We start from the raw sequence: 24766 nt of genomic DNA, 5'->3' as shown, positions 1-24766 counted from the left end.
CTGCACAGGAAGTCGACAGCCCTACCCACAGGGCTGTCGACAGCGCGTTCATGAAAGGCCAAAGGGCTTCGCATGACTCAGCCCTCGCATCTCCGCCCCGACGTCGCGCTTCCCGCTTCGGCTTCCGAAATGCTGCTGCGCGGCGCACGTTGCCAATGCCCACGCTGCGGCGAAGCGCGAATCTTCGGTAAGTGGCTCAAGCCACTGGCGCACTGCCCGGCCTGCGCGCTCGATCTCACCGGCCAGCGTGCGGACGACTTCCCGGCCTATATTGCGATGTTCGTCACCGGACACCTGCTCGCGCCCATTCTCATCCTCATGCTGTTCGACTGGGCGATACCCAGCTGGGTGGTGATCGCCACGATCATCCCGCTGTCGGTCGTCTTCATGCTGCTGTTGCTCCAGCCGGCCAAGGGCGCAGTCATTGCCCTGCAATGGTGGCATGGAATGCACGGTTTCCGGCGCGAACGGCTTCCCGAGGACCCGCTGGCGTGAGCCTTTCGCCAGAGCGGCTCGATCGCTTCGCCCGCCACATCGTGCTGCCGGAGATCGGCGGCGCAGGCCAGGTTGCTCTGGCGGGAAAGCATCTGGTGCTGGTCGGGCTCGGCGGGATCGGTTCGCCGGCCCTGCAATATCTTGCGGCAGCAGGCATCGGCAAGCTCACCCTGGTTGACGATGACAAGGTCGAAGCTTCCAACCTCCAACGCCAGACGCTCTACAACACGCGCGACATTGGTCACGGCAAGGCCGTGGTAGCGAAGCGTTGGGTGACCGGCTTCGATCCCGCGCTCGACGTCACCATTTCCGACCGTCGCATCACAGCCGAGAATGTCGGCGATCTGGTTACTGGCGCCGATCTGGTACTCGACGGGACAGACAATTTCGCAACCCGTCTGGCCGTTTCCGATGCATGCGTGGCAGAACGCGTACCGCTACTGTCTGCAGCAGTCGGGCGCTTCCAGGGCCAGGTCGGGGCGTTCGCCGGGCACCTTCCGGGCGAGGCGTGCTACCGTTGCTTCGTCGGTGACGCCTTCGACGCCGAAGATTGCGACACCTGCGCCGAGGACGGCATGCTGGGTGCAATGGCCGGATGGGCTGCCACCTTCGCGGCACTGCAAGCGGTGCGCGTGTTACTCGCCCCTCTTGGCGGGCTTGGTGAGCCACAATGGGGAACAGTATTCCTGCTTGATGGGCTCAGGCCCGAACTGCGAAACTTCAGGATCACCAAGGACCCGGCCTGTTCGACCTGCGGCCACAGCTAGGCTTGCCAAGGCCACTTGCGCGACAATCGATTCGCCACCGCAACGCCAAATTCGCGACGCAGCCAAAGTCCAAGATCTGGATTCGTAAGGCCCAAGGGCACGATAATGCGACAAATTCGCAACATTATTACGCCTTTCCCCAGTAACTTGCAGTCGGGCTAAGGGCTGGTTTTGCAATTCCTCGCTGGCTGGTTCTAGCCAGACCCTCAGCCGACATTTGAACACCCTTCCCAACTTGCTCCACCAGCAAGTGCGGATCGGACGGGCTTGGCCCAAAGAGGTATCGAGACATGGGTATGAAAAGAGAACTACGAAATCTTCTGACCGCAACCACTGCACTCTTCGCAATTGGCGCCTTCCCCCAGGCTGCCATGGCACAGCAGACTGCGGATGCCGACAGCGGCGATGATGCGAGCAATTTCAACGTCATCATCGTGACTTCAAAGGGCACGGCACAGGACGCTTACGAGGCGCCAGTCGCCGTGACGATCTTCGATCCCGAAGCGCTCGACAGCCGCAATGCCGACAGCATCGTCGATATCGGCAAGTACGTGCCCAACCTGACCGTGACCAATTTCGGTGCGGGCAATCCCAGCTCGCAATTCCCCAGCATTCGCGGGATCGGTTTCCAGGATCACCTGATCGTGATCGACCCCACCGTGGGCGTCTATGTCGATGGTGTCTATCTGGGTCGCCAGATCGGCCAGAACCTCAGCCTCGACAATATCGAGCGACTCGAAGTGCTGCGCGGCCCGCAGGGCACGCTGTTCGGGCGCAACTCGGTCGGGGGCGCGGTGAACATCGTCACCCGCCAGCCCGGCGATGAGGAAACCGCGTCGGTCAAGCTGCAGGCAGGCACGCGCGGCAGGCTGGCCGCAGACTTCTACGGCAACACCCGGCTGTCCGATACGGTGGCCGCCTCGATCAGCTTCGGCATCGATCGGCGCAACGGGCTTGGCGACTTCCTCAACGTACCCAACCCCGAAGCGCGCGTGGGTGAGCTGCAGGACATCCACGGCCGCGTTGCGCTGAAATGGACGCCGAGCGATCGGCTTTCGGTCCAGCTGACCGCGGACGGCAACCGGGGCACCAACGGGCAGAACCCGTTCACCACCACGATCAAGGTGCCGCCGGGCGGCTGCACCGCGGCTGATATCGCCGATCTGTTCGGCCCCTACGCGGTCGCCTGCGCCGGCGGCCTTGATCCGGTGACCAGCCAGTCCGAGAATCCGTTCGACACCAATTCGGGCCAGGCCGACCTCGCACGGACCACGAACACTGCCTATGGCTTCAGCGGTATCGTCGACTACGCGCTGAGCGACGAGTTGTCGCTCAAGTTCATCGGCAGCTATCGCCATTCGGGCTATGAAGGCGGGCTCGACGATGACGGGGCCGAGCTGGACTTCCTCTCCTTCCCCGAAATCGGTGAAGCGAACCAATATTCGTTCGAGCTGCAGCTGAGCGGACAGTCGGGGATCTTCGACTATGTCGGCGGGCTCTATTATTTCAACGAAGACGGCTTCAATTTCCAGCAGCCGACCACCTTCAACGGCTTCGGCGACGGCCTGTTCGAACAGACCCAGGAGACCGAAAGCTATGCGGCCTACGCCAATCTCGGCGTTCGCGTGACGGATGCGCTACGCATTGCCGGCGGGCTTCGCTTCACGCACGATAGCAAGGACGCGACCGCCGATCTGGGCTTCGCCCCCGAATTCGGTGACTCGGCCAGCTTCAGCGAAGTGACCTGGGAAGCCTCGGCGACCTATGCACTCGCTGATCGTCTCGACATCTACGGAACGGTAGCGCGCGGCTATCAGTCGGGCCAGTTCCCGGCACGTCCCTTTGGCGGCGCTGATACCTTCTTCGCCACCGATCCGGTGACCGCGATCAACTATGAAGCGGGGATCAAGGGTGAGCCGACCGACTGGCTGCAGATGGGCCTGTCGGTGTTCCACACCACCTACAATTCCTTCCCGGCGCAGGTCAGCACGATCGGGCCGAACGGGTTCATCACCGTAACCGACGATGCCGGCGACCTGCGCTCGATCGGCGTGGAATGGGAAGGCAATGTTCGACTGGGCGCATTCTCGCTCAACACCGCGGTTGGCTATATCGACTCGACCTTCCGCAACGTTGAACCGGGCAGCAGCCTGGCCAACGGCAACCGCGCGGCATTGACCCCGCGCTGGACCGTAGCAGTCGGCCCACAGGTAGAATTCGACGTGGGTGGCGGCAGGATCACTGCACGGGCCGACTATTCATACCGCGGCAGCCTGGAAGGCCAGCCCAACAATTCGCCAACCGCGTTCATCGATAGCCGCGAGCTGCTGGGCTTCAACGTCACCTATGAGCCCGACGGCGCCGACTGGTCGATTACCGCCTACGGCAAGAACATCACCGACGAACGCTACACCCAGGCCGCGCTGGATGTCGGACCCTATGTCCTCAACATCCTCGCCAATGATGCCAGCGAGTTCGGGCTCAAGTTCGCCTGGTCGCTTGGCGGCAACTGACGGGTGATTGACTGTAGGGGGCCTGCGCATGGCATTCATGCGCAGGCCTTTTAGTTTGCCGTCACCCACCGAGACCCGTGAGTGTCTCCTCAACCCAGGTCGGCACGAGTTGCGTCGCCGGGCCCTGCCGGCTTTCATGGAACCAATGCGAGCCCTGACTGCGTTCCAGATTCAGTTCTAGCGTTCGCACCCCCAGCTCGCGCGCATCACGCACGAATCCCGCCGCGGGGTAGACCGCGCCCGAAGTGCCAATGCTCACGAACAGGTCGGCACGCCGGATTGACGCGTAGATGCGTTCCATTTCGTAGGGCATCTCGCCGAACCACACTACGTCCGGGCGCAAGGCATTCGTACCGCAAGCGGGACATGGCGGTCGGTCGATAAGCGGTCCGGTCCAGGGTGATCGGACATCACAGGCCGTACACCAGGCATTTAGGTGCGTCCCATGCATGTGCAGCACCCGGCGCGCACCTGCCCGCTCGTGCAGGTCATCGACGTTCTGGGTGACAATCAACAGCTCGCCGCCCCACAGCTCGTCAAGTCGTGCAAGTGCCTCGTGCGCGGCATTGGGTTGCTTTGTCTGGATCGCCGCACGGCGCATATCGTAGAAGCCGAGCACCATATCGGGATTGCGTGCAAACCCTTCAGGCGTGGCGACATCCTCCACCCGATGCTTCTCCCACAAGCCGCCGGCATCGCGAAATGTATCGATACCGCTCTCTGCCGAGACACCGGCGCCGGTGAGGATGACGATATTGCGAATGTCTGCCATGGAGCATCCCTCGGGGATCGGGGGGATTTTCGCAACTGCCATGGCGAGTGAGGGATGACAGGATCGGCGCCTGCCTACCGCGCGGATATTGACGGCTTGCGTGCGCTCGCCGTGCTGCCAGTGGTCCTGTATCACGCGGGCATTCCGGGGTTTGCCGGTGGCTATGTCGGGGTCGACATCTTCTTCGTCATCTCGGGCTTCCTGATCACCGGGATCATTGTGGGCGAGATCGAGGAGCGGCGCTTCTCCATCCTGCATTTCTACGAACGCCGTGCGCGACGCATCCTGCCCGCGCTGTTCGCAACGGTTGCTGCGGTACTCGTAGCAGCGTGCGTCACTTTCTTGCCTGGCGACTTCGAGGAAGTGCCCAAGTCAGCGCTTGCAACATTGCTGTTCGCCGCGAACATCTGGTTCTTCGCGCAGACCGGCTATTTTCAAGAACAAGCGGACAGGATGCCGCTGCTCCACACCTGGTCGTTGGGGGTGGAAGAGCAGTTCTATATCGGTTTCCCCCTGGCGCTGATGTTGATCTTCGCCTTCGCACCGAAACGCCGCGCCACTCTGCTGGGACTGGCTGCCCTTGCCTCCTTCGCCCTGTGCCTGTGGAGCGCACAGCGACAGGACGCATTCGATTTCTACATGCTGCCCGCCCGCGCATGGGAGCTGCTCGTCGGCGCAATGCTGGCTGTGGGGGCCGTTCCCCGGGTTTCCGAGAGCAAATGGCGCGAAGGGCTGGCGTGGTGCGGCCTGCTGGCGATCGCGCTGGCAGTGGGTCGATATGACAGCACGACGCCTTTCCCGGGCTATGCCGCGCTTGCCCCGGTCACGGGCGCCGCACTGTTGATCCATTGTGCCCCCGGAACCAGTGTCGGCAGGCTGCTCGCAATCCGCCCGGCAGTTTGGGTCGGCCTGCTCAGCTACTCGCTCTACCTCTGGCATTGGCCGCTGATCGTCTTCACAGAGTACCATCAGGACGCCCCGCTGAGCGGTTGGCAATCGCTTGTAATTGTTGGCGTCGCACTCTTCCTCGCTTGGATCAGCCTGAACTGGATCGAGCGCCCGTTTCGCGACAGGCAGCGCATTTCCGGCAAACGTATCTGGCAGATAAGCGCACTGGGCATGGCGCTGCTTGCCGGTGCCTGCCTCTGGTTGATTTCGCGCGGAGCCTGGGCGGATCGCTTCCCTCCCGAAGTCGCAATGATGGCCGCGGCGCGGCACGACGTGAGCCCGGTCGGCAATCGCTGCCTCCACACGCGCCTGACAGCCCCCGAACGGGAATGCACGCTGGGCAATCGAGCGACAGTCGATGCGCTGCTGTGGGGAGATAGCCATGGGGTCGAATTCGCATGGGTTCTCGGCGAGCAGGCGGCTCGTCAGGGACGCGGTATCGAGCAGCGCACGCAGGGCAGTTGCCCGCCATTGCTGGGTTATCGCGACCTTGCCTTGCCCGATTGCGCGCGCTTCAACGATGCGGTCATTTCGGAGATCGAGCACCGGCCCGAATTGCGCACGATCTACCTGGCAGGCTTTTGGGCTGGTGGCAGGTACAGTTCGCCACAGGCCATTGCCCAGCTCGATGCCACAATCATCCGGCTGCAGCGCAATGGGCGCCAGGTGGTGTTGATCGGGGCCATTCCAACCCAACCGAAAGCGGTACCCCATGCATTGGCCCGCGCGGCTGCCAATGGCCTTCCGAAACCGCAGACACGCACGCGTCAACGCTATCTTGAAAACACCTCCTGGATCAGCCGGCACTATTCCCGTTGGCGTGCGCAGGGCGTGCGGATCGTCGACCCGGCCGATGCGCTGTTCGATGGGAATAGGTCGCGGATCATCGCAGGAAACCGTCCACTCTATTACGATTCACACCATTTGACGCTTGCCGGGGCCCGCCTAGTGCTGGAGAGAGACCTTGCGCAGCATCAGGGAGACGCGATTGGCGCGGATAGGGATCATCGGTAGCCAGGGGGCAATGGGGCACGCGCTCGCCAGCGTAATCGCGGCGGCGGGTCACACGCTGTCCGGCGGAATAGACAAGGGCGGCGACCCTGCGGGCCTGGCTGATGCCAGCGACGTTCTGGTCGACTTCTCCGCGCCTCAGGCTCTCGAAGCCAATCTTCACGCGGCAATCGGGGCTGGCATTCCACTGGTAATTGGAACCACCGGTCTCGACACTGCGCATCACACCGCGATCGACAACGCGGCCCGCGTGGTTCCGATCTTGCAGACCGGCAATACATCACTGGGCGTAACCCTGCTTGCCCATCTGGTGCGTGAAGCTGCCGCGCGACTGGGGCCCGACTGGGATATCGAGATCCTCGAGATGCACCATCGGCGCAAGGTCGATGCGCCCAGCGGTACCGCGCTATTGCTTGGTGAAGCGGCGGCACAGGGCCGCGGAATCGATCTTGCTGCCAATCGCGAGAGCGGCCGCGATGGCCATACCGGCGCACGCCGCCCAGGCGCGATCGGCTTCGCCTCATTGCGGGGCGGCACGGTGGCGGGTGAGCACAGTGTGATCCTGGCTGGCGAACAGGAGCGACTGGTGCTGGCACACAGCGCCGAAGACCGCAGTATCTTCGCGCGAGGCGCGATCCGTGCGGCTGAATGGTTGATCGGCAAACCAGCGCATCGTTACAGGATGGAGGATGTGCTCGAGCTTTAGATCGGGCCGGGGGAGGATATGGCAGGACTGCGCAGCACCTTGCATCACCAGCTGTTCGTCGGCGCGGAGCCAGACGGCCACCTGACCCTCCTCAACCGCTTGCTGATCGTCACAATTATCCTGGCGGTCGCATCGGCTGCCCTGTCGACCGAACCGACCATCCCGCAAAGCTGGCACGACGCTCTCGTTATCGGCGAATTGGCCTTCGGGGCGATCTTCCTGCTGGAATATATCGCCCGGATCTATGCGGCTGCGGAGGAACCCGGGAAGGAGTCCGACTGGGTCAAACGCTGGCGCTTCATCCGTTCGCCCATCGGGTTGATCGACCTGGTCGTAGTAATCTCGACGCTCCTGCCGCTGATCACCGCCGATGCGGCCATGCTGCGCACCGTGCGCCTGCTGCGCGTAATCGCAGTGATGAAGTTCGGGCGCTTCTCCAAGGCGATTACCGAGGTCTGGTCCGCAGTCTCCGAACGCGCCGACGACTTGATCGTCACGGCAGCCCTGGCTTTTGTCTTCATCCTGCTCGGCGCAACCGCGCTCTACATGACCGAGGGCAGCATCCATCCGGAAGCCTTCGGATCGATCCCGCGATCGCTGTGGTGGGCGGTGATGACCTTCACCACCGTCGGCTATGGCGATGTCTATCCGGTGACCGCGCTGGGCAAGGTCTTCGCCAGCATGATGGCATTGTCGGGCATCGCCTTCGTCGCCATGCCCACCGGCATCATCGCCGCAGCCTTTTCGGAAGCGATGCAACGCCGCCGCGACCAGAAAATCGAGGATATGCGCCAGCACCTTGCCCGCCTCGACGAGGTCGACGAGGAAGTGGAAGCCAAGATCGCCGCACTGGAACGGGCAAACAAGCCGAAGAAATGATCAGGCGGTAACGACCGGGGTGGAACGAACCACTCTGGACGTGCTTCGGCATGTCGCTCTACTGCCTGCTCCCATGACGCGTGATCAGATCTTCGAATTTTTCCGCAGGTTGGCAGAGGACAACCCATCGCCCGAAACCGAGCTCGAATACGGCAATGCCTATCAGCTGGTTGTAGCGGTTGCCCTGTCGGCGCAGGCGACCGACGTCGGCGTGAACAAGGCAACGCGCGCGCTGTTTCGCGAGGTCAAGACTCCCCAGCAGATGCTCGAGCTGGGTGAAGAAGGGCTCAAGGAGCACATCAAGACGATTGGCCTGTTCAACTCCAAGGCCAAGAACGTCATCGCGCTCTCACAATTGCTGGTCGACGAGTATGACGGCGAGGTGCCGGATACGCGTGAAGACCTCGTCCGCCTGCCCGGCGTGGGGCGCAAGACCGCCAATGTGGTGCTCAATTGCTGGTTCGGACAGGAAACCTTTGCGGTCGACACCCATATCCTGCGTGTCGGGAACCGCACCGGCCTCGCCAAGGGCAAGACGCCAGAACAGGTTGAGGCGAAGCTCGAGAAGCGCGTTCCCCAGCCCTTCCGGCTAGGTGCGCATCATTGGTTGATCCTGCACGGTCGCTATGTCTGCAAGGCGCGGACGCCCGAATGCTGGCGCTGCAAGGTCAAAGACCTGTGCAGCTACAAGAAGAAAGTGCTGGAAAAGCCGAAGGGACGGTAAGATTCTGGCTATCGGATGTCCGGCCGGGGCACGGGCGTAATGCTCACTGCCGTATCGTCATCCATAAACCCGGTCCAACCGCCCTCCACTTCTGCCTTCTCGTCGTGCCAGCAATGCCGCCACCCTAGACGTTCGCATCCGGATCGAGGTTTAGCCCGGAACGCCCTTCGGACGCGGTGTGGTGCGGTGCTACCGGGATATCCTCATCGGGGTCGCGCATCGGCTGGAGCATGCCTTCCCACTTGGTGATCACACCCGTCGCCACGGCATTGCCGAGCACGTTGGTGGCGGTGCGACCCATGTCGAGGAAGTGATCGATTGCCAGCACCAGCGCGATGCCCTCGACCGGCAGGTCGAACATCGCCAAGGTTGCGGCAATCACCACCAGGCTGGCGCGCGGCACCGCGGCGATGCCCTTGGAACTGATCATCAGCGTCAGCAGGATCGCGATCTGCGTGCCGATCGACAGATCGATGCCATAGGCTTGCGCGATGAAGATCGTCGCGAAACTGGCGTACATCATCGATCCGTCGAGGTTGAAGCTGTATCCCAGCGGCACCATCAGGCCCGAAATGCGCCGCGGCACGCCGAAGCGGTCGAGCTGTTCGAACAGCTTGGGCATGGCCGCTTCGCTCGACGCGGTCGAGAAGGCGATCAGCACCGGCTCGCGGACATAGCGAACCAGCGAGAACACGCGATTGCGCAGGAACAGCCAGCCAGCCACCAGCAGCAGCGTCCACAGGATGAGCAGCGCGAGGTAAAATTCGCCGAGCAGCCGCGCATAGACCACGAGGATGCCGAGACCGTTCTGCGATACGACATTGGCGAGCGCACCGAAGACGGCGAAGGGCGCGAAACGCATGACATAGCCGGTGATCTCGAGCATCAGTTCAGCCAGTGCTTCGGCGCCCTTCACCAGTGGCCGTCCCTTCTCACCGATGGCGGTCAGACCGACACCCGCGAACAGCGCAAAGACGAGGATCTGCAGGACATTGTTGTCGGCCATCGCGCCGATCACGTTCTTGGGGAACACGTGTTCGATGAACTCGAAGAAATCGAGTTTCTTCACCTCGCCCACCGCCTGCGTTGGGGCGGTAACGTCCACCCCGGCGCCGGGCTGGAACAGGTTGACCATCACCAAGCCAAGGCTGATCGAAATGAGGCTGGCGATGATAAACCATCCAATTGCGCGCACGCCGATACGGCCGACGGCCGTGCTGTCGCCCATATGAGCGAGACCCGAAATGATCGTTGCGAGAACCAGTGGCGCGACCAGCATCTTGATCAGGTTCAGGAAGATCGTCGAGAGCATGTGGAACCCGCGGCTCCACGTCTCGACCGATGCGATCGCAGACAGGAAGCCCTGGTTGACCAGCCACCCTGCAATGACGCCAAGGACCAGGCCGACCATGATGCAGGCGGTGAGGTGCCGGGTAAGATAATAGAGCAGCCACCCGAGCGGTGAGTTTGGCCTGTCCATGCTTCCAATTTCCGCGGTGCCTGCAGCGGCCATCCGACCCTCCCGATTTATGTCTCGCCCCCGGGCTAACAGGCCAATCGGTCAGCGCGCAAGGGCAGCAAGGGCAATCCGGCGATATATCCGGGTAAGGACTGCAAGATCCTCCACCGCCACCGCTTCGTCGCGCTTGTGCATCGTGGCGTTGCACAGGCCGAATTCGATCACCGGGCAGACTGCCCGCAGGAAGCGCGCATCCGAGGTGCCGCCGGTGGTGGAAGGTTCCGGATCGAGCCCCGTTTCTGCAGCCACTGCTGCAGCTACAATGTCGCTGAAGTCGCCCGGCGGGGTAAGGAAGGGTTCGCCCGAAATCACCGGGCGCGCCGCGCCGCCATGGCGGGTCGCGATCTCGATCACCCGTTCGGAGAGTTCGGCCCCGGTATGACGATCGTTGAAACGGATCGAGAGCCGCGCGGTTGCCCGGTGCGGGATCACATTCGTCGCAGGGTTGCCGACCTCGATATCGGTAATCTCGAGATTCGAGGGCTGGAACCAGTCACTGCCTTCATCGAGCACCAGCGCATCGAGCTCCGCGAGCATGGCGACCAGTTTCGGGATCGGATTGTCGGCGAGGTGCGGATAGGCGACGTGGCCTTCCTTACCCTCGACCTCGAGCCAGATGTTGAGCGAACCGCGACGCCCGATCTTCATCATGTCGCCCAACCGACGAACGCTGGTCGGTTCACCGACGAGGCACAGGTCGGGCTGATGCCCCGCCTCGCGCATATGGTCGATCAGCGCGCGGGTGCCGAAGATCGCCGGCCCTTCCTCGTCACCGGTGATGATGAAACTGATCGTACCTGCATCGGTCGCGATACCAGCCACCGCATCGACCATGCAGGCGATCGAGCCCTTCATGTCGACTGCACCGCGACCGTAGAGCAGGTCGCCCCCCGGCGCGGATCGAACCTTCGGCTCGAAGGCGCCGCTGGTCCAGCCCTCGCCCGGCGGCACCACGTCGAGATGCCCGGCAAAGGCGAAATGTTTCGAGCCGGCCGGGCCCTGACGGATCGCGAAGAGGTTTTCGACCGGTCCTTCGGGTGCCTGGCCAGCACGGAAGCGGTGGACCGCGAAGCCCAGCGGTGCGAGCATTGCCTCAAGCTCGTCGAACACCTCGCCGGTTGCGGGGGTGACGCTGGGCGCGGCAATCAGGCGCTTGGCGAGGTCGAGCACTTCGGTCATGACGCCTCCGCTAGCAGGAGACCCCACCCATGCCCAAGCTCGATCTTGATGCCATCCCCCGTACCAATGTCACCGGCTATCCGGCGCCTTATGACGCCGAGGTGAAAGGGCGCTGGTATCGCCGCCTCGCCCCGGTCGCAGGCCTCACCCAAATGGGGGCGAGCCATGTCCTGCTCGAACCCGGTGCCTATTCCTCGCAGCGCCACTGGCATCGGCTCGAGGACGAATTGCTGGTCATGCTCGAAGGCGAAGCCGTGCTGATCGAGGATGAAGGCGAAACCGTGGTCCGTCCCGGGGACGTCCTGGCCTGGGCCGCCGGTGTCGAAAACGGTCATCGCCTGCACAATCGCTCAAGCCAGCCATGCGTCTTCGTGGCCGTGAGCGCCGGCGACAAGGATCGCGATTCAGGGGAGTACCCCGATATTGACATGGTCTTCGACCCCGATGGCTATGCTCGCAAGGACGGCACGCGTTACCCGACCAGCCGGATACCCTGACGCACGTCCGCGCCGATCAACCGACGGTTTCGTATTGCTCGATCACCCATTCCTCGTCTTCCGAGGCGGTGATCCAGCCCTGCATCCATTCGTGTTCCCACAAGGCCTGCATGTAGGCCCCGGCGAAACCCGGAACCGCGATCTGGTAGCTGATGAAGCGACTGACCACGGGGGCGAAGAACACATCCGCCGCGCCGAATGTGCCGAACAGGAACGGTCCGCCGCTGCCGAACCGGCTGCGCGCTTCGGCCCATAGGCCGAGGATGCGCAGGATATCGGCGGTGCAGGCATCGCTCGGCTCGAACCCGTCGAAACGCTTGCGCACGTTCATCGGGCATTCGCTGCGCAGTGCCTGGAAAGAGGAATGCATCTCTGCGACCATCGATCGGGCCATGCCGCGCGCGGCCTCGTCCTTGGGCCAGAAGCGATCGCGCCCAACCTTGTCGGCAAGGTAATCGAGGATGGCGAGACTGTCCCACACCACCGCGTCGCCGTCCCACAGCAAGGGAACCTTGCCCGAAGAGGGGCGGATCTGCCCGCTCTGCTTATCGGCTTCCCAGTTCTCCCCGAACAGCGGCACCACGATTTCCTCGAAGTGGAGGCCCGACTGCTTGGCCGCCAACCAGCCGCGCAGTGACCAGCTCGAATAGTTCTTGTTGCCGATGATCAGCTTCATGCGGTGCCTTTCCTGCTGCGAGTCGGGGGTTAGGCGTTCATCGCGGCGGTGTCGACGCTGAACGGTGGAACACATGGAACACAGTCCTGAAATGTATTCCGCCACTATGGTGCGAGCGTTTTCGGGTGTGATTTCGGGCAGCATGCGGGCAGGCTGCCATGCGGGATCGCCTGTAGGAAAATGCCGCACGCGACGATAGAAGGCGGGCATGAGCCTGCGTCCTTTCCACCTCGCCTTCCCGGTCGACGATCTTGCCGCCGCGCGCGCCTTCTATGGCGGGGCGATGGGCTGTGCCGAGGGGCGCAGTTCCGACGAGTGGATCGATTTCGACTTCTACGGCCACCAGATCGTGGCGCATCTCGCCCCGGGCCAGGCTGGTGACCGTGCCAACAACCATGTCGATGGGCACGGCGTGCCCGTGCCCCATTTTGGCATCGTTCTACGGATGGAGGATTGGCAGGACCTGGCCGACCGGCTGCGCACCGCGAATGTAAAATTCGCCATCGAGCCGACGATCCGCTTCAAGGGCCAGCCCGGCGAACAGGCAACGATGTTCTTCCGCGACCCCAGCGGCAACGCGCTGGAGATGAAGGCCTTCGCCAGCGACGACATGCTGTTTGCCACTTAGTCTGCTTCAGGCCTTCAGCTCTGGCTTGCAGACATTCTGCTAACGACCCGATTGCTGACACTTCTCAATGGTGCCAACGTTCCTGCATGATGAGAATTCTTCCTATCGCGATTGTCGTCTACGCGGTTTCAGCATGCACTTCTCAGATCACGACAATGGAGACCACATCGATCAGTGGCCCACCAACGTGCGAGGCAGGCGACGTTCTTAACATCCGTCCCGCCTCCCCTGAGAGCGTCCAAATTCAAGGGCTACCTGACAACGCCGTATTAAAACAGGGATACGCGGTTAGCTCTTCTTCCAGCTGCGCCTTCTCTGTTCAAGGCTTTGTCCCCCAAGGCTTTCCCTATGTCATTCTGTCCAACGGCCTCGGTGCCAGAATTGACCTCAACAGCCGGGAAGATTCATTGTCGGTAATCGAACCCCTTGGAAAGCCGACGATGAGAGAAATTTCGCTTCATTGTGAGCCATTGGAACTCCATCGATGGAAGAGAACTGCCACGGTCGCACGCTGTAATGAAGGGGGAAACATCCAAACAGGGATCACCTTCGGAAAGCCTTTGGACGCCCCAGTCGCGAGTATTGGTGCATTCCAGTCTACCGGCCAGAATTCTGCAGTCTTGCTTTATGGGAGTCAGGATTTCTCGGGACTGAAGTCTCTGAGCCTCAGAGACTAATATCAACCAAACAAAGGTCCGCGTTCCACCCATAATCAGACCTTCGACGGTTATCTCCGGAAACCGAGAGCGGCAATTCCGCTAGGGGCCCGACTGCGGACATTTTCCGCGGGCCAGCTAGGCGAAGGCTGCGAGCGAGTCCTCCAGCCACTTCAGCGTCGCCTGGATCTTGCGATCCTCCAACGCTGTGCGCTGGCAGATGAAGTTGTATCGCGTGGACCACTCCACAGCCGGTCCCAATACCGGAACCAGGTCCTCGCCATACCCACGATAAGCGCTGATCAGCGGGTACATGCCGAGCGCTATCCCAAGCCCTTTCGTCGCCGCGTCCAGGGCGCCCAAGATCGAATCGAAGCTTAGATTCCCGGTCGAGCCAAGCCGATCGCCACCCATTGCGCGATACCATTCATCCCAGGCCTGCACATTGGATCGGACATGGATCAGGGTGTGCTGCTGCAAGTCGGCAGGCTCTGCAATCGGCGCAGCAGAACGCAGGTAAGCGGGTGAGGCAACGGGCTGACCGCAGACCGAGATCAGCGGTTTGCAGACCAGGCCCTCGTTGCGTTCCTCACCGAAGCGAAGCGCGATGTCGACCTCGCCATTCAACACGTCGGCATAGGCGTTGGTGGTCTCGATCCGCAGGTCATAGTGCGGGTGCTCTGCCTCGAACCGCGGCAGGTTGGGGAGCAACACGGCGCTGGTAAAGAACGGCAGCGCGCTGATCCGGATCACATTGCGCTCCTCGCTCCGGGCGATGCGCTGGGTCGCCGCCCTGAGATTCGAGAGCGCAGGCTCCACTGCTTCGAGGTAGCTCGCGCCCGCCTGGGTGAGGCGGACTGTCCGCCCAACGCGCTCGAACAATGTGGTCCCAAGGCGGGTCTCCATCTCCTTGATCGCGTGCGAAACCGCCGATGGCGTCCGCCCGAGATCGCGCGCAGCATCGGCAAAGGAAGATCGTGCCGCGGCACGCTCGAACGCTTGCAGTGCGGGCATGGACGGGAGGTCAATCCTCTTCATTATCGATGAATCTTCCTCACTGATCTTGAAGCGAACTCATTAGGTGACACGGGAGGTAACATGTAGCGAATTTCCCTATACAGGAGTTTCGTCGAGATGCCCGCCTTTGTAAAACATGAAGATCGCTCATGGCAGAGCACCCCATCCGCAATGGGTCCCTTTGCTGGGCTTCAAGGCGGTGCCGTCGCCGGACTGCTGGTGCACCAGCTGGAAATCGAGGGTGCGAAGCTGGGCCTCGGCTTTCCCGCCTCGGTGTCGGTCGAGTTTCTGCGCCCGACCGGTCCAGGGGTCCTGCAGACCACCTGCGAAGTGACCCGCAAAGGCCGCCGCGTCAGCGTCCTTTCGGGCACCGTCATCGACGATGGCAAGGTATCGGCGCGCGCATCGGTGGTGTTCATCACAAAGACAGAGATCGGTTCGATCGAGCCGATCCCTCGGATGGCCTTGGCCCCCGATACCCTTCCCGTCCTACCCAATCGCAAGGCGCCCCATGGGGGCCCGTGGATGATGGACAATTTCGAGACGCGCAGGTCCGAGGACGGGATCGCCTGGTTCCGCTATACAGACGACATCGTCGAAGGCGTGACGCCGCTTGCGCGGATCCTTGGACCTGCGGATTGGACTCACGGCATCGGTCGCCCCTCCCAGCCCAGGCTCGCCGATCCGAATGTGAACCTCCAGATTGCGATCACACACTTCCCCGAGGGTCCGGATATCGGCATCCGTTCAAACACCACTTGGATGTCCAGCGGGATCGGACTCGGCTCGGGAACCCTGCTCGATCGGAACGGTCCGTTCGGCCAGGTCATGATGTCGGTCGCCCTCACGCCATTCGGCTAGCTTACGCAAGCGAGTTGGCGATTATCGGCCACCTCGCCGCCGGCGCGGCGCTAGCGCGCGAGGATGCTTTCTCGGTAACCTGGCGGTCAGTCGACCACCGGAGTCCCCGGTGCGTAGTACGTTACCTCGAAGCGAATGCCATCGGGATCCTTCATGAACAGGGCGGTCGCGCCGCCGAGGTGCTGGATTTCCGGCACTTCGAATCCCGCCGCGGCCATGCAGTCGCGGACCATTTCTACCGTTGCGATATCGGGCGCTGCGAAACCAAGGTGGTTCATGCCCGGACCATAGCGCTCGTAGTCGCTCGTGCCGGCCTTGGCCTGCTTGAACTGAAAGAAGAAGCCTTCGCCGTCGGCCCAGATATGATCCTTGGTCTTTTCGAAGCCGAGCAGTGGGAGCAACGCATCGTAATAGGGCATGCTCGCCGCCATGGAACGTACCAGCACCGTCACATGGTCAATCTTTAACGCCAAGCGTTCAAACCCCGGCGTCGGCCAGCACCGCTGCGCGCAGGGCGCCGATACCCATGCCCTTTTCAGCGCTGGTCACGTGGACTTCGGGATAGGCTGCGATGTGCTTGCGCGCCTCGGCTTCGGTTGCGGCGACGACCTTCTCAAGTTCGCTCGCCTTGATCTTGTCCGCCTTGGTCAGGACCACGCGATAGCCGACCGCTGCCTCGTCGAGCATCTTCATCATCTCGCGGTCGACTTCCTTGGGGCCATGGCGGCTATCGATCAGCACCAGCGTGCGCGCCAGAACCGGGCGGCCGCGCAGATAGGTGCGCACCAGCTGCTTCCACTTCTCGACCACCTTCACCGGCGCCTTGGCGAAGCCGTACCCCGGCATGTCGACCAGGCGGAACAGCGTCGGCTCGCCCACCTCGAAGAAGTTCAGTTCCTGCGTGCGGCCCGGGGTCACCGATGCGCGCGCGATCGCCTTGCGCCCGGTCAGCGCGTTGAGCAGCGTGCTCTTGCCGACATTCGAGCGACCGCAGAAAGCGATCTCGGGCACGTCGGGTTCAGGCAGGAACTTGAGCTGCGGGGCCGAGAGGAGGAATTCCACCCGGCCCGAGAACAGCTTGTTCGCCCTCTGCTCGAGAGTGAGGAGTTCCTCCTCGGTCATCCCGCCGCCTTGGCCTTTTCCGCATCGGTCGCCGCCTTGAGCTGCGGATGCTTCGAATAGAGGTACTTCTGCTGCGCCAGCGTCAGCACGTTCGAAGTGACCCAGTAGAGCAGCAGCCCCGCGGCAAAGGGAGCCATCACGAACATCAGTACCCAGGGCATGATGTTGAAGACCTGTTGCTGGACCGGGTCCATCGCGCTGGGGTTGAGCTTGAAGGTCAGCCACATGGTCACGCCCAACAGCACGCCGAGCAGGCCAAGGCCGAAGATGAACATCAGCCAGCTGGGTACGGTGATCCCGCCCATCGATAGCAGCGCGGCCAGGTTCGCCGGATCGGGGGCGGAAAGGTCGCTGATCCAGAGGAACTTCTGGTGGCGCATCTCGATCGCCAGGATCAGCACCTTGTAGAGCGCGAAGAATACCGGGATCTGCAGCAGCATGGGCAGGCAACCGGCGAGCGGATTGACCTTCTCGCGCTTGTAGAGCTCCATGATCTCCTGCTGCTGCTTGGGCTTGTCGTCCTTATGCTTCTCCTGGATTTCCTTCATCTTCGGCTGGATGGCCTTCATCGCAGCCATGCTGGCGAAGCCCTTCTGCGCGATCGGGAACATGAGCCCGCGGACGATCAGCGTGAGCAGCATGATGGCGATGCCGAAGTTGCCCACCGCATCGAACAGTTGCCGTAGCAGCCACAGCATCGGCTTTTCGAACCAGCGGAACCAACCCCAACTGATGGCAAAGCCGAACTTGGAGATACCGGCGTCCTGATACTGGTCGAGGATCACGCTGTCCTTGGCACCAGCATAGAGGCGGGTCGAGGTCGCAAGCGAGCCGCCCACCGGAATCGTGGTCGGATCATAGACCAAGTCGGTGCGGTAGATCTCATTGCCCATCGCACGGAAGGTGGTCTCTGGCGCGCTGTCGGCTTGCGGAACGAGCGCGGCCAGCCAGTAGATATCGGTGAAGCCGGCCCAGTCGGTGCGTCCCTCGGGGACGGCCTTGCCCTCTTCGTCGAGGGTCGAATAGTCGACATCATAGTCGGCAACGTCGCCGAACACGCCCATCGGCCCCGAATGCGCATTCCAGATGTCCTGGCTCGCGGTCTTGCTCGTGCGATTGATCAGGCCGAAGGGCTGCAGCACCACGGGATTGGCCCCGCCGTTCGCAACTGATTGTTCGGCCGTGATCATGTAGTCGTCATCGATGCTGTAGCGGATCGAGTAGACCAGACCTTCGCCATTGTCCCAGCTCAGCGTCACCGGGGTTGCGGGCGTGAGGGTCTGGCCGTCAGCCTGCCACAGCGTCTGCGGGCCGGGAACCTTGAGGTTCGAACCGACCCAGCCGAACTGCGCGAAATATTGCGCCTCGGTGCCATTGGGCGAGAAGATGCGGACCGGGCCGCTATCCTTGTCGACCGCCTCGCGATGATCCTTGAGGACCACATCGTCGACCACACCGCCGCGCAGATTGATCGAGCCCGCGACGCGCGGAGCGTCGATCTTCACGCGTTCTGGCGATGCCAGCGCCGCCTTGAGCTCGGTCCGCTCCAGCGCCTGCGCCATCGGGTCGACCAGGCCGCCGGTTCGCGAATGCTGGGTCTTCTGCGCCGCGGGGACCTCTGGACCCTGCGCCTGCTGCCCCTCGACCTGGGTCGTTTCGGGCTGCGGGTAGAAATACTGCAATGCATAATCCCACCCGACAAGGAGCAGGACGGACAATGCGATCGCAAGGATCAGGTTACGCTGGTTCTGCAAGATAGGTCCCGTCGTAATCAATCGAAGTTCAGAATGTGGGGAGGTGTTTTAGCCAGTCAAGGCAGTACCGCTAGGGCACCGGGTCATAGCCATGGCCACCCCATGGGTGGCAGCGCATTATACGCTTAGTCGCCAGCCATCCACCCTTGATCGCACCATATTTTCCTAGCGCCTCGATCGCATACTGGCTGCACGACGGGGCATAGCGGCAGGATGGCGGCAGTATCCGGCTTGGGCCCCACTGCCAGGCGCGGGCGATGAAGATGAAAATGTACTTCATGCGCGCGGGCTCCGTGACTTGCGCGGCGGGCGCGGACGATCGCCCTTGCCTTCGGCGGCGCGGGCCAAGGCGGCGGATAATTCCTCGCGCAGCTGGGCAAACTCACGTTCCACCCCGCCCTCGCGGCCGATGAGGATGTGGTCGTGATCGGGCAGGCCCTGTTCGGGCAGCGCCGCCCACAGCAATTCGCGGAAGCGACGTTTCATCCGGTTGCGGACCACGGCATTGCCGATCTTCTTGGTAACCGTGATGCCGTAGCGCTTGCCGCGTCCTTCATTGGGGCGTGCAAGCAGCACGAAGCCGGCGCGCGCGATCCGCAATCCGCGATTCGCGGCGAGGAAATCGCTTCGCTTGCGAATGGCGGCGAGATCGCGCTTCATCGGGTCCCCATACGCGAACGGGCCCCCCGAGGGGAGCCCGCATGCTGTCGGCAACGCGATTCGCTGCGCCTGAGCGCAGCGGATCAGATTACGCGCAGAGGTTCTTGCGACCGCGAGCGCGGCGGGCACGAAGCACCTTGCGGCCACCCGGGGTCGCCTTGCGCGCGAAAAAGCCGTGGCGACGGGCGCGCACGAGGTTCGAGGGCTGGAAAGTCCGCTTCATCGGAAGTGTCCTTCAAAAATTTCCGGTTCAGGCAGCGGTATGCGCCACCAACAAAAAGGGCCACCCGGGCGGGGTGACCGCTTGAATGGCGCGCGCATAAGGAAGCACGCGCCTGCCGTCAAGAGAAAGTCATGTCGGCATAGACCAGTTGGGGCGCCTGGTGCGACTCATCACGCAGAGCACGCTGCGGAGCGATCGCGCGCGCTGCCGGGCGTCGTTCGCCAACCATCTGCAAGCCAGGGTGGGACCAGCGGCGCATGTCGCGCGCGCCCAGCCACAAGGCCGATCGATGGGGTACCGAATTTGTGAAGTCGTAGAAGGCGCGGGCCTGTTCCGCGCCCATTCCCATCTCGCGATAATAGTCGATGTATTTGCGATTCTCTGGGGCATCGATGGCGTAGTCTGCCGCTTCACGACCGTAATCGTCGATCCAGCTATGAACCGCGAATTCCGCCCCGTCGGCAATATCGCGTTCGACCCCGGCAAGGAACAGCTCGACAGCGCCCGAACGAACCGATCCGACCGAGGGCACATGGGTCACCATGCCTGCAGCGCGAATCATCCGGCCCAGTTTCATATTGGCAATATCGTCGCGCGTGCCGGGGCATTCGACCATGTCGAGTTGCTCGAGCCCGGGAAAATCGCGCAACATGGCGCGAAAAGCACCCGGTGAGCGGCGATCGGTTTCCCCTACCAGCGCCACGCGTCGCGAATCGAGCACAAGGAATGGTCCGTATTGCGCAATCCCGCGATTGTAGTTGCGATACTGCCGGTCGATTGCAGGTGGTGCCTTCCACAATGGCAGGGGCGTTGCCGACATCTGGTATTGCGGCCGGGCCGCCGCCAGACCGGCAATCTTCTGCTGTTGCGGACGAACAATGGCCTGCGCTGCGGGAGCGATCGGGCGACCGGCGTGAACCTGCTGAACAACAGGCTTCGATACATAGACGATCGGCATGGCGACCAGGTTGAGAGATTGCGCTGCAGCCGGACCGGCGAAAGCGAGGCCGATGAGCGAGAGCAGGATAGTGGCGAGTCGAAGCATGATCGACCGATGGGCCGAACCTGCTTGCCAGCTTCCCAAAGCTCATGATTAACAGGTCGGCAAGGACATTGCTTGACCACCGAAACGATCCTGTTTCCTCTCGACAAATCAAATTCTTGCGCGCATCGATAGGGTAATCCTCGGGGCAGGAGTTAACACTGGTCGCGCTGGTCAAAACGGTCGCTTATCTCGGGCTGGAAGCACGCGGGGTTGAGGTGCAATGCTCGGTCGCACCCGGCTTGCCCAAGTTCAACATCGTCGGGCTGGCCGACAAGGCAGTTGGGGAAAGCAAGGAAAGGGTTCGCGCGGCGCTTTCCAGCATGGGGCTGGCCTTGCCGCCCAAGCGCATCACCATCAATCTTTCGCCAGCCGACTTGCCTAAGGAAGGCAGCCACTATGACTTGCCGATTGCGCTCGCGCTGCTCGCAGCGATGGGCGTCACCGATGCCGAACAGCTGACCGACTGGATCGCGGTGGGCGAACTGGCGCTCGACGCGCGGGTCGTATCCTCGCCCGGCGTATTGCTCGCCGCACTCCATGCGAGCGAGCAGGACCTGGGCCTGATCTGCCCCCGCGCACAGGGCTCGGAGGCACGCTGGGCGAGCGAGGTCCCGGTCTGTGCAGCACCTGACCTCGCGAGTTTGCTCAACCATCTAAAGGGCACTCAGCGCCTGCCCGATCCCGAGCCGGGGGAAGTGGAAGCTCCGGGCATCGGGCCCGACCTCAAGCAGGTGAAAGGGCAGGAAAGCGCCAAACGGGCGCTGGAAATCGCCGCGGCAGGCGGACACAATTTATTGATGGTTGGCCCACCAGGCGCAGGCAAGTCGCTGATGGCGAGCTGCCTTCCGGGCATTCTGCCGCCACTGACACCGGCGGAGGCGCTCGAGGTCAGCATGGTCCAATCGGTGGCGGGCACATTGGAAGATGGTCGGATCAGCCGCGCCCGCCCGTTTCGCGCGCCCCACCACTCGGCCAGCATGGCAGCGCTCACCGGCGGCGGCCTGCGCGTCAAGCCGGGCGAAGTCAGCCTGGCGCACCTGGGCGTGCTGTTCCTCGACGAACTTCCCGAATTCCAGCGCGCAGTGCTCGATTCGCTGCGCCAGCCGCTTGAGACCGGCAAGGTCGATGTGGCGCGCGCCAATGCCCACGTCAGCTTTCCCGCCAACGTTCAGCTGGTCGCGGCGATGAACCCGTGCCGCTGCGGGCATCTCGGCGATGCCGCCTTAGCCTGCAGCCGCGCGCCTCGTTGCGCCGCCGATTACCAGGGGAAGGTGAGCGGCCCCATGCTCGACCGCATCGACCTGCATGTCGAGGTCGATCCCGTGAGCGCCGCCGATCTGGCCCTGCCTCCCCCGGCGGAGGGAAGCGTTGAAGTCGCGGCACGCGTGCTGGCCGCGCGGCAGCGTCAGACAGCGCGGACTGGCGAAACTGGCGTGCGGACCAACGCCGAACTGGATGGCGAAGCGCTTGAACGCTTCGCCTCACCTGATGAGAGCGGGCGCCAATTGCTGATGCAGGCTGCAGCCGCGATGCGACTCTCAGCCCGCGGCTACACTCGCATGTTGCGCGTCGCGCGGACGATCGCCGATCTTGCCGGGATGGAGCAGGTCGGGCGTATCCATGTGGCGGAAGCGCTCAGCTACCGCCGGATTGCCCCACGGGCTTGACGCTCAGTCTTCGCTCAGATCGAGGTTGAGCCTCACCGTCTCATGTTCCCGGTCGCCCTCAAACTTGGCGAGAAACTGCTCGATCGGCATGGCCTGGCTGCGGTCGACCATGGGGTTCGATTTGGCCATCTCTACCGCTTTGAGCTCGTCTGGCGTCATGCGCACATGGATGTAGGGCATCCACACATCGCCATAGTCGGCCTTCTGATACCATACGTCGAGGATATCATAGGACGCCCAGGAGCCATTCGGCTCCTTCAGACGGATACCTTCGCCGATGCGCGGCACGGTTACCACCTTGATTCGGAAGACCGTCTGGTGCGTTTCATTCTGGATTTCGATATCGATCACGGCGAATCCGGCTCACTCAAAACTTCGCGAATTGGGATCTCTATCGCCACCACGTGTTGAGATCACTTTAACGATGACGTCACGCAGCCAAACTTAATTATCTCCATGAATGTGACGCCACGGCGGCCTTGAATTCGCCCGCGATCCCGCCCATGGCCGATACAGGGGGACCGGTAACGGGCGCGGCCATGGGCCGATATTGAGGTCTGATGTCCTTGCAGCAGCGGATTACCGAGTTTCGTACGATCGGCGGCACGCCTTCGCGCGCCGCATGGTCCGAGCTTCCACCAGAAACGCGCCAGCGCGCAATCGGGATAGCCCTTGCCGTCCTGTTCGAAGTGCTTCTGATTGCATTGCTGCTATCGCTTGGAAAGGCAAAGCCGCAGGGCGAACCCGACAATGAATCCCTGGTGACCTTCGCAGCGACCGACGTGAAGGAAGCGCCCGAACCCGCCAAGGAACCCGAGAAAGCCCCCGAAAAGGCAGCGGCCGCGCCGCAGCCACGGCCTGAGCCACCGAAGGAGCAGCCCGACAGCCCGCAGGTTCCCACCCCGGAGAAGCGGGCCCCGGCGCTGATTTCCGTATCACCCGACACCATGCGACAACTCGATATCGCGCGTGTTCCCCCAGCAAGGCCAGCCCAGGCAGCCGGGCCGGTGGGCCCGGCCGACACGGCACGACCTGGCGATTCCCAACGAATTGCGGGCAGCGGGCCCAATGGCGAACCGCTTTACGCTGCGCGTTGGTATCGGGAACCGACGCATGACGAACTGGCGGGTTACCTGTCGACCGCATCCGGTCCAGGCTGGGGGCTCATCAACTGTCAGACGGCCCCGAAATTCCGGGTTGAGAACTGCGTGCTGGTGGGCGAAGCGCCGCAAGGATCGGGCATCGGCCGCGCAGTGTTGGCAGCCGCATGGCAATTCAAGGTCCGCCCACCGCAGGTCGGTGGGCGTCCACAAGTCGGCGAATGGGTGCGAATCCGGATCGATTATACGATCAGTCGCACACCACCACCGGGCTAGGCAGGTAGCGCGTCAGGCAGCGTCGCGTGCAGCGCGAGCAGCGTCGATGGCCACGACTGAGCCGGCCTTGAGCGAGCCCACCGGTTCAGCGCGAGTGCCATCGGCGCGCAGGCCCAGGTTCTTCCGTTCAACCAGGTAAAGATCGGACGGCCCGAGGATCCGGCCATCATGGCTAAGGATGGAAGTCGGTCCGATCGGTAGGCGATCGCGCTCATCCACCAGAACGGGGTTCTCACTGACTTCGGCACCGTATTTCTGGCCCCACTGGCGCAGTGCCACCATCGCAGGCAGCAGGTCGAAACCCTTGTCGGTCAAACGATACTCAATCTTGCGGCGATCATCTGGGCAGGGATCACGCTTGAGAATGCCGTGTTCGACCAGTTTGGCTAGCCGGTTGGACAGGATGTTGCGGGCAATCCCAAGTTCGCTGAGGAATTCCTCGAAATGGTGCAGGCCGTTGAAACTGGCGCGCAGGATCATGAAAGACCAGCGTTCTCCCATGACTTCAAGCGCCTGCGGCAGGCCACACTCGGTAAGTTCACGCAGCGGTTCGCGGATATCGCCCATATGATCAGTCCTCTTCCTGCAACCTACTTAGCGTGAAAATCTCAGAAGCCAAATTTTTCAAAAAATCGGGTTGCTTTGCGCAACCTAACGCACTAGGTAGCGATTCGCAACGGGTTGCTGTTTGAAACTTATATTGCAGAAATGGCAATCACTGTTGAGAAAATTGCAAGCGAGAAGGACCCTCCCCATGACCCTCAATCTCCCCCGCTCGACCAGCCTTGGCGCGATCATTGGCGCCGTCGCCTGGACTTCGCTGACCTTCGGTGCAGCGATCACCCCCACCCCCGCTGCTGCTGCCGCTAGCGAGCCCTTCTACACCGCCGAGCTGAGCAAGCCCGCCGACAAGGGCACCGTAATCGCCGGTGGTGTGGCCTGGAGCTGCAAGGGCACCAAGTGCGTCGCCCCCAAGGGCAATTCGCGCCCGCTGCGCGTTTGCCGTGAACTCCAGAAGGAACATGGCGACATCGCTGGCTTCACCGCTCGTGGCGAAGCTCTGGCGGAAGA

At 62.6% G+C, this 24766-nt stretch carries 28 protein-coding genes; 14 read left to right on the top strand and 14 right to left on the bottom strand.

Features of this window, described 5'->3' with window-relative positions:
* The first annotated feature begins 72 nt into the window (after positions 1–72).
* The 3 genes from AAFM29_RS09235 (at position 73) to AAFM29_RS09225 (ending at position 3775) form a co-directional block, all read left to right on the top strand.
* Positions 73–495, top strand: a complete 423-nt coding sequence (locus AAFM29_RS09235; protein ID WP_341712510.1) for a DUF983 domain-containing protein — start codon at positions 73–75, stop codon at positions 493–495.
* Positions 492–1262: a HesA/MoeB/ThiF family protein gene (locus AAFM29_RS09230; protein WP_341712509.1), complete on the top strand. Its 771-nt coding sequence runs from the start codon at positions 492–494 to the stop codon at positions 1260–1262. The genes AAFM29_RS09235 and AAFM29_RS09230 overlap by 4 nt, the downstream gene beginning before the upstream one ends.
* Positions 1263–1633: 371 nt before the next feature.
* Entirely contained in the window at positions 1634–3775 is a 2142-nt protein-coding gene (locus AAFM29_RS09225; RefSeq protein ID WP_341712508.1) for a TonB-dependent receptor, read from the top strand.
* A gap of 61 nt (positions 3776–3836) precedes the next feature.
* Here AAFM29_RS09225 and AAFM29_RS09220 read toward each other — a convergent pair whose 3' ends face one another.
* Positions 3837–4547 carry an NAD-dependent deacylase gene (locus tag AAFM29_RS09220; RefSeq protein ID WP_341712507.1) on the bottom strand — a complete coding sequence of 237 codons (711 nt, stop codon included), beginning with the start codon at positions 4545–4547 and terminating at the stop codon, positions 3837–3839.
* A 54-nt stretch (positions 4548–4601) separates the two neighbouring features.
* On the opposite strand from AAFM29_RS09220, the gene AAFM29_RS09215 reads away from it, so the two are divergent.
* The 4 genes from AAFM29_RS09215 (at position 4602) to nth (ending at position 8815) form a co-directional block, all read left to right on the top strand.
* The gene (locus tag AAFM29_RS09215; RefSeq protein WP_341712506.1) at positions 4602–6509 is read left to right on the top strand and encodes an acyltransferase family protein; all 1908 of its coding nucleotides are present in this window, start codon (positions 4602–4604) and stop codon (positions 6507–6509) included.
* Positions 6484–7212, top strand: a complete 729-nt coding sequence (gene dapB, locus AAFM29_RS09210) for a 4-hydroxy-tetrahydrodipicolinate reductase (RefSeq protein ID WP_341712505.1) — start codon at positions 6484–6486, stop codon at positions 7210–7212. The genes AAFM29_RS09215 and dapB overlap by 26 nt, the downstream gene beginning before the upstream one ends.
* Before the next feature lie 18 nt (positions 7213–7230).
* Complete coding sequence (locus tag AAFM29_RS09205) at positions 7231–8091, top strand: ion transporter (RefSeq protein WP_341712504.1); 861 nt, start codon at positions 7231–7233, stop codon at positions 8089–8091.
* Between the two features lie 73 nt (positions 8092–8164).
* The gene (nth, locus tag AAFM29_RS09200) at positions 8165–8815 is read left to right on the top strand and encodes an endonuclease III (RefSeq protein WP_341712503.1); all 651 of its coding nucleotides are present in this window, start codon (positions 8165–8167) and stop codon (positions 8813–8815) included.
* Positions 8816–8939: 124 nt separating this feature from the next.
* Here the strand turns inward: nth and AAFM29_RS09195 are convergent, their stop codons facing one another.
* Positions 8940–10295, bottom strand: coding sequence for a dicarboxylate/amino acid:cation symporter (locus AAFM29_RS09195; protein ID WP_341712517.1), 1356 nt, complete (start codon positions 10293–10295; stop codon positions 8940–8942).
* A gap of 81 nt (positions 10296–10376) precedes the next feature.
* The gene (dapE, locus tag AAFM29_RS09190; protein ID WP_341712502.1) at positions 10377–11513 is read right to left on the bottom strand and encodes a succinyl-diaminopimelate desuccinylase; all 1137 of its coding nucleotides are present in this window, start codon (positions 11511–11513) and stop codon (positions 10377–10379) included.
* A gap of 29 nt (positions 11514–11542) precedes the next feature.
* Here dapE and AAFM29_RS09185 point away from each other — a divergent pair, with 29 nt between their 5' ends.
* Positions 11543–12010: a cupin domain-containing protein gene (locus AAFM29_RS09185; protein ID WP_341712501.1), complete on the top strand. Its 468-nt coding sequence runs from the start codon at positions 11543–11545 to the stop codon at positions 12008–12010.
* A gap of 16 nt (positions 12011–12026) precedes the next feature.
* Here AAFM29_RS09185 and AAFM29_RS09180 read toward each other — a convergent pair whose 3' ends face one another.
* A complete protein-coding gene (locus AAFM29_RS09180) occupies positions 12027–12686 on the bottom strand; it encodes a glutathione S-transferase family protein (protein WP_341712500.1) in 660 nt (219 codons plus the stop codon).
* Between the two features lie 208 nt (positions 12687–12894).
* On the opposite strand from AAFM29_RS09180, the gene AAFM29_RS09175 reads away from it, so the two are divergent.
* Complete coding sequence (locus AAFM29_RS09175; RefSeq protein ID WP_341712499.1) at positions 12895–13314, top strand: VOC family protein; 420 nt, start codon at positions 12895–12897, stop codon at positions 13312–13314.
* Between the two features lie 86 nt (positions 13315–13400).
* On the top strand, positions 13401–13991 hold the full coding sequence (locus tag AAFM29_RS09170) for a hypothetical protein (RefSeq protein ID WP_341712498.1): 591 nt from the start codon (positions 13401–13403) through the stop codon (positions 13989–13991).
* Between the two features lie 117 nt (positions 13992–14108).
* Here AAFM29_RS09170 and AAFM29_RS09165 read toward each other — a convergent pair whose 3' ends face one another.
* The gene (locus AAFM29_RS09165; RefSeq protein WP_341712497.1) at positions 14109–15008 is read right to left on the bottom strand and encodes a LysR substrate-binding domain-containing protein; all 900 of its coding nucleotides are present in this window, start codon (positions 15006–15008) and stop codon (positions 14109–14111) included.
* A 150-nt stretch (positions 15009–15158) separates the two neighbouring features.
* Between AAFM29_RS09165 and AAFM29_RS09160 the strand changes: the two genes are divergently transcribed.
* The gene (locus tag AAFM29_RS09160; RefSeq protein ID WP_341712496.1) at positions 15159–15848 is read left to right on the top strand and encodes a thioesterase family protein; all 690 of its coding nucleotides are present in this window, start codon (positions 15159–15161) and stop codon (positions 15846–15848) included.
* Between the two features lie 86 nt (positions 15849–15934).
* On the opposite strand, the gene AAFM29_RS09155 is transcribed toward AAFM29_RS09160, so the two are convergent.
* The 7 genes from AAFM29_RS09155 to AAFM29_RS09125 form a co-directional block, all read right to left on the bottom strand.
* Positions 15935–16321, bottom strand: coding sequence for a VOC family protein (locus AAFM29_RS09155; RefSeq protein WP_341712495.1), 387 nt, complete (start codon positions 16319–16321; stop codon positions 15935–15937).
* A 4-nt stretch (positions 16322–16325) separates the two neighbouring features.
* Positions 16326–16970 (bottom strand): ribosome biogenesis GTP-binding protein YihA/YsxC, encoded by a 645-nt coding sequence (yihA, locus tag AAFM29_RS09150; RefSeq protein ID WP_341712494.1) that lies wholly within the window; start codon positions 16968–16970, stop codon positions 16326–16328.
* A complete protein-coding gene (yidC, locus tag AAFM29_RS09145) occupies positions 16967–18724 on the bottom strand; it encodes a membrane protein insertase YidC (RefSeq protein ID WP_341712493.1) in 1758 nt (585 codons plus the stop codon). Before yidC ends, yihA begins: the two co-directional genes overlap by 4 nt.
* Positions 18725–18794: 70 nt before the next feature.
* Positions 18795–19004, bottom strand: coding sequence for a membrane protein insertion efficiency factor YidD (gene yidD / locus AAFM29_RS09140; protein WP_173215588.1), 210 nt, complete (start codon positions 19002–19004; stop codon positions 18795–18797).
* Positions 19001–19384, bottom strand: a complete 384-nt coding sequence (rnpA, locus tag AAFM29_RS09135; protein ID WP_341712492.1) for a ribonuclease P protein component — start codon at positions 19382–19384, stop codon at positions 19001–19003. The genes yidD and rnpA overlap by 4 nt, the downstream gene beginning before the upstream one ends.
* Positions 19385–19472: 88 nt before the next feature.
* On the bottom strand, positions 19473–19607 hold the full coding sequence (rpmH, locus tag AAFM29_RS09130; protein ID WP_006833929.1) for a 50S ribosomal protein L34: 135 nt from the start codon (positions 19605–19607) through the stop codon (positions 19473–19475).
* 118 nt (positions 19608–19725) lie between these two features.
* Entirely contained in the window at positions 19726–20652 is a 927-nt protein-coding gene (locus tag AAFM29_RS09125; RefSeq protein WP_341712491.1) for a hypothetical protein, read from the bottom strand.
* A gap of 158 nt (positions 20653–20810) precedes the next feature.
* Here AAFM29_RS09125 and AAFM29_RS09120 point away from each other — a divergent pair, with 158 nt between their 5' ends.
* Positions 20811–22319, top strand: a complete 1509-nt coding sequence (locus AAFM29_RS09120) for a YifB family Mg chelatase-like AAA ATPase (RefSeq protein ID WP_341712516.1) — start codon at positions 20811–20813, stop codon at positions 22317–22319.
* Between the two features lie 3 nt (positions 22320–22322).
* On the opposite strand, the gene AAFM29_RS09115 is transcribed toward AAFM29_RS09120, so the two are convergent.
* A complete protein-coding gene (locus tag AAFM29_RS09115; protein ID WP_341712490.1) occupies positions 22323–22670 on the bottom strand; it encodes a hypothetical protein in 348 nt (115 codons plus the stop codon).
* A gap of 209 nt (positions 22671–22879) precedes the next feature.
* Here AAFM29_RS09115 and AAFM29_RS09110 point away from each other — a divergent pair, with 209 nt between their 5' ends.
* Positions 22880–23695, top strand: a complete 816-nt coding sequence (locus AAFM29_RS09110) for a hypothetical protein (RefSeq protein ID WP_341712489.1) — start codon at positions 22880–22882, stop codon at positions 23693–23695.
* 12 nt (positions 23696–23707) lie between these two features.
* Here AAFM29_RS09110 and AAFM29_RS09105 read toward each other — a convergent pair whose 3' ends face one another.
* A complete protein-coding gene (locus AAFM29_RS09105) occupies positions 23708–24262 on the bottom strand; it encodes a helix-turn-helix domain-containing protein (protein WP_341712488.1) in 555 nt (184 codons plus the stop codon).
* 187 nt (positions 24263–24449) lie between these two features.
* Between AAFM29_RS09105 and AAFM29_RS09100 the strand changes: the two genes are divergently transcribed.
* The coding region (locus AAFM29_RS09100) for a hypothetical protein (protein ID WP_341712487.1) at positions 24450–24766 on the top strand (317 nt) is incomplete at its 3' end.

Source organism: Erythrobacter sp. (assembly GCF_038133525.1).
GTDB lineage: Bacteria > Pseudomonadota > Alphaproteobacteria > Sphingomonadales > Sphingomonadaceae > Qipengyuania.
The sequence above is the reverse complement of the archived record's forward strand: the minus strand, read 5'-3'. Positions and strand labels throughout refer to the sequence as shown.

Bases quoted from the DNA above. Each gene is read 5' to 3' on its own strand.
- AAFM29_RS09205 (WP_341712504.1), top strand. From the start codon at position 7,231: ATGGCAGGACTGCGCAGCACCTTGCATCACCAGCTGTTCGTCGGCGCG.
- AAFM29_RS09220 (WP_341712507.1), bottom strand. From the start codon at position 4,547: ATGGCAGACATTCGCAATATCGTCATCCTCACCGGCGCCGGTGTCTCG.
- AAFM29_RS09215 (WP_341712506.1), top strand. From the start codon at position 4,602: ATGACAGGATCGGCGCCTGCCTACCGCGCGGATATTGACGGCTTGCGT.
- AAFM29_RS09165 (WP_341712497.1), bottom strand. From the start codon at position 15,008: ATGAAGAGGATTGACCTCCCGTCCATGCCCGCACTGCAAGCGTTCGAG.
- AAFM29_RS09235 (WP_341712510.1), top strand. From the start codon at position 73: ATGACTCAGCCCTCGCATCTCCGCCCCGACGTCGCGCTTCCCGCTTCG.
- dapE (WP_341712502.1), bottom strand. From the start codon at position 11,513: ATGACCGAAGTGCTCGACCTCGCCAAGCGCCTGATTGCCGCGCCCAGC.
- AAFM29_RS09185 (WP_341712501.1), top strand. From the start codon at position 11,543: ATGCCCAAGCTCGATCTTGATGCCATCCCCCGTACCAATGTCACCGGC.
- AAFM29_RS09195 (WP_341712517.1), bottom strand. From the start codon at position 10,295: ATGGACAGGCCAAACTCACCGCTCGGGTGGCTGCTCTATTATCTTACC.
- nth (WP_341712503.1), top strand. From the start codon at position 8,165: ATGACGCGTGATCAGATCTTCGAATTTTTCCGCAGGTTGGCAGAGGAC.
- yihA (WP_341712494.1), bottom strand. From the start codon at position 16,970: ATGACCGAGGAGGAACTCCTCACTCTCGAGCAGAGGGCGAACAAGCTG.
- AAFM29_RS09170 (WP_341712498.1), top strand. From the start codon at position 13,401: ATGATGAGAATTCTTCCTATCGCGATTGTCGTCTACGCGGTTTCAGCA.
- rnpA (WP_341712492.1), bottom strand. From the start codon at position 19,384: ATGAAGCGCGATCTCGCCGCCATTCGCAAGCGAAGCGATTTCCTCGCC.
- AAFM29_RS09175 (WP_341712499.1), top strand. From the start codon at position 12,895: ATGAGCCTGCGTCCTTTCCACCTCGCCTTCCCGGTCGACGATCTTGCC.
- AAFM29_RS09225 (WP_341712508.1), top strand. From the start codon at position 1,634: ATGGCACAGCAGACTGCGGATGCCGACAGCGGCGATGATGCGAGCAAT.
- rpmH (WP_006833929.1), bottom strand. From the start codon at position 19,607: ATGAAGCGGACTTTCCAGCCCTCGAACCTCGTGCGCGCCCGTCGCCAC.
- yidD (WP_173215588.1), bottom strand. From the start codon at position 19,004: ATGAAGTACATTTTCATCTTCATCGCCCGCGCCTGGCAGTGGGGCCCA.
- AAFM29_RS09160 (WP_341712496.1), top strand. From the start codon at position 15,159: ATGGGTCCCTTTGCTGGGCTTCAAGGCGGTGCCGTCGCCGGACTGCTG.
- AAFM29_RS09125 (WP_341712491.1), bottom strand. From the start codon at position 20,652: ATGCTTCGACTCGCCACTATCCTGCTCTCGCTCATCGGCCTCGCTTTC.
- AAFM29_RS09110 (WP_341712489.1), top strand. From the start codon at position 22,880: ATGTCCTTGCAGCAGCGGATTACCGAGTTTCGTACGATCGGCGGCACG.
- AAFM29_RS09180 (WP_341712500.1), bottom strand. From the start codon at position 12,686: ATGAAGCTGATCATCGGCAACAAGAACTATTCGAGCTGGTCACTGCGC.
- AAFM29_RS09105 (WP_341712488.1), bottom strand. From the start codon at position 24,262: ATGGGCGATATCCGCGAACCGCTGCGTGAACTTACCGAGTGTGGCCTG.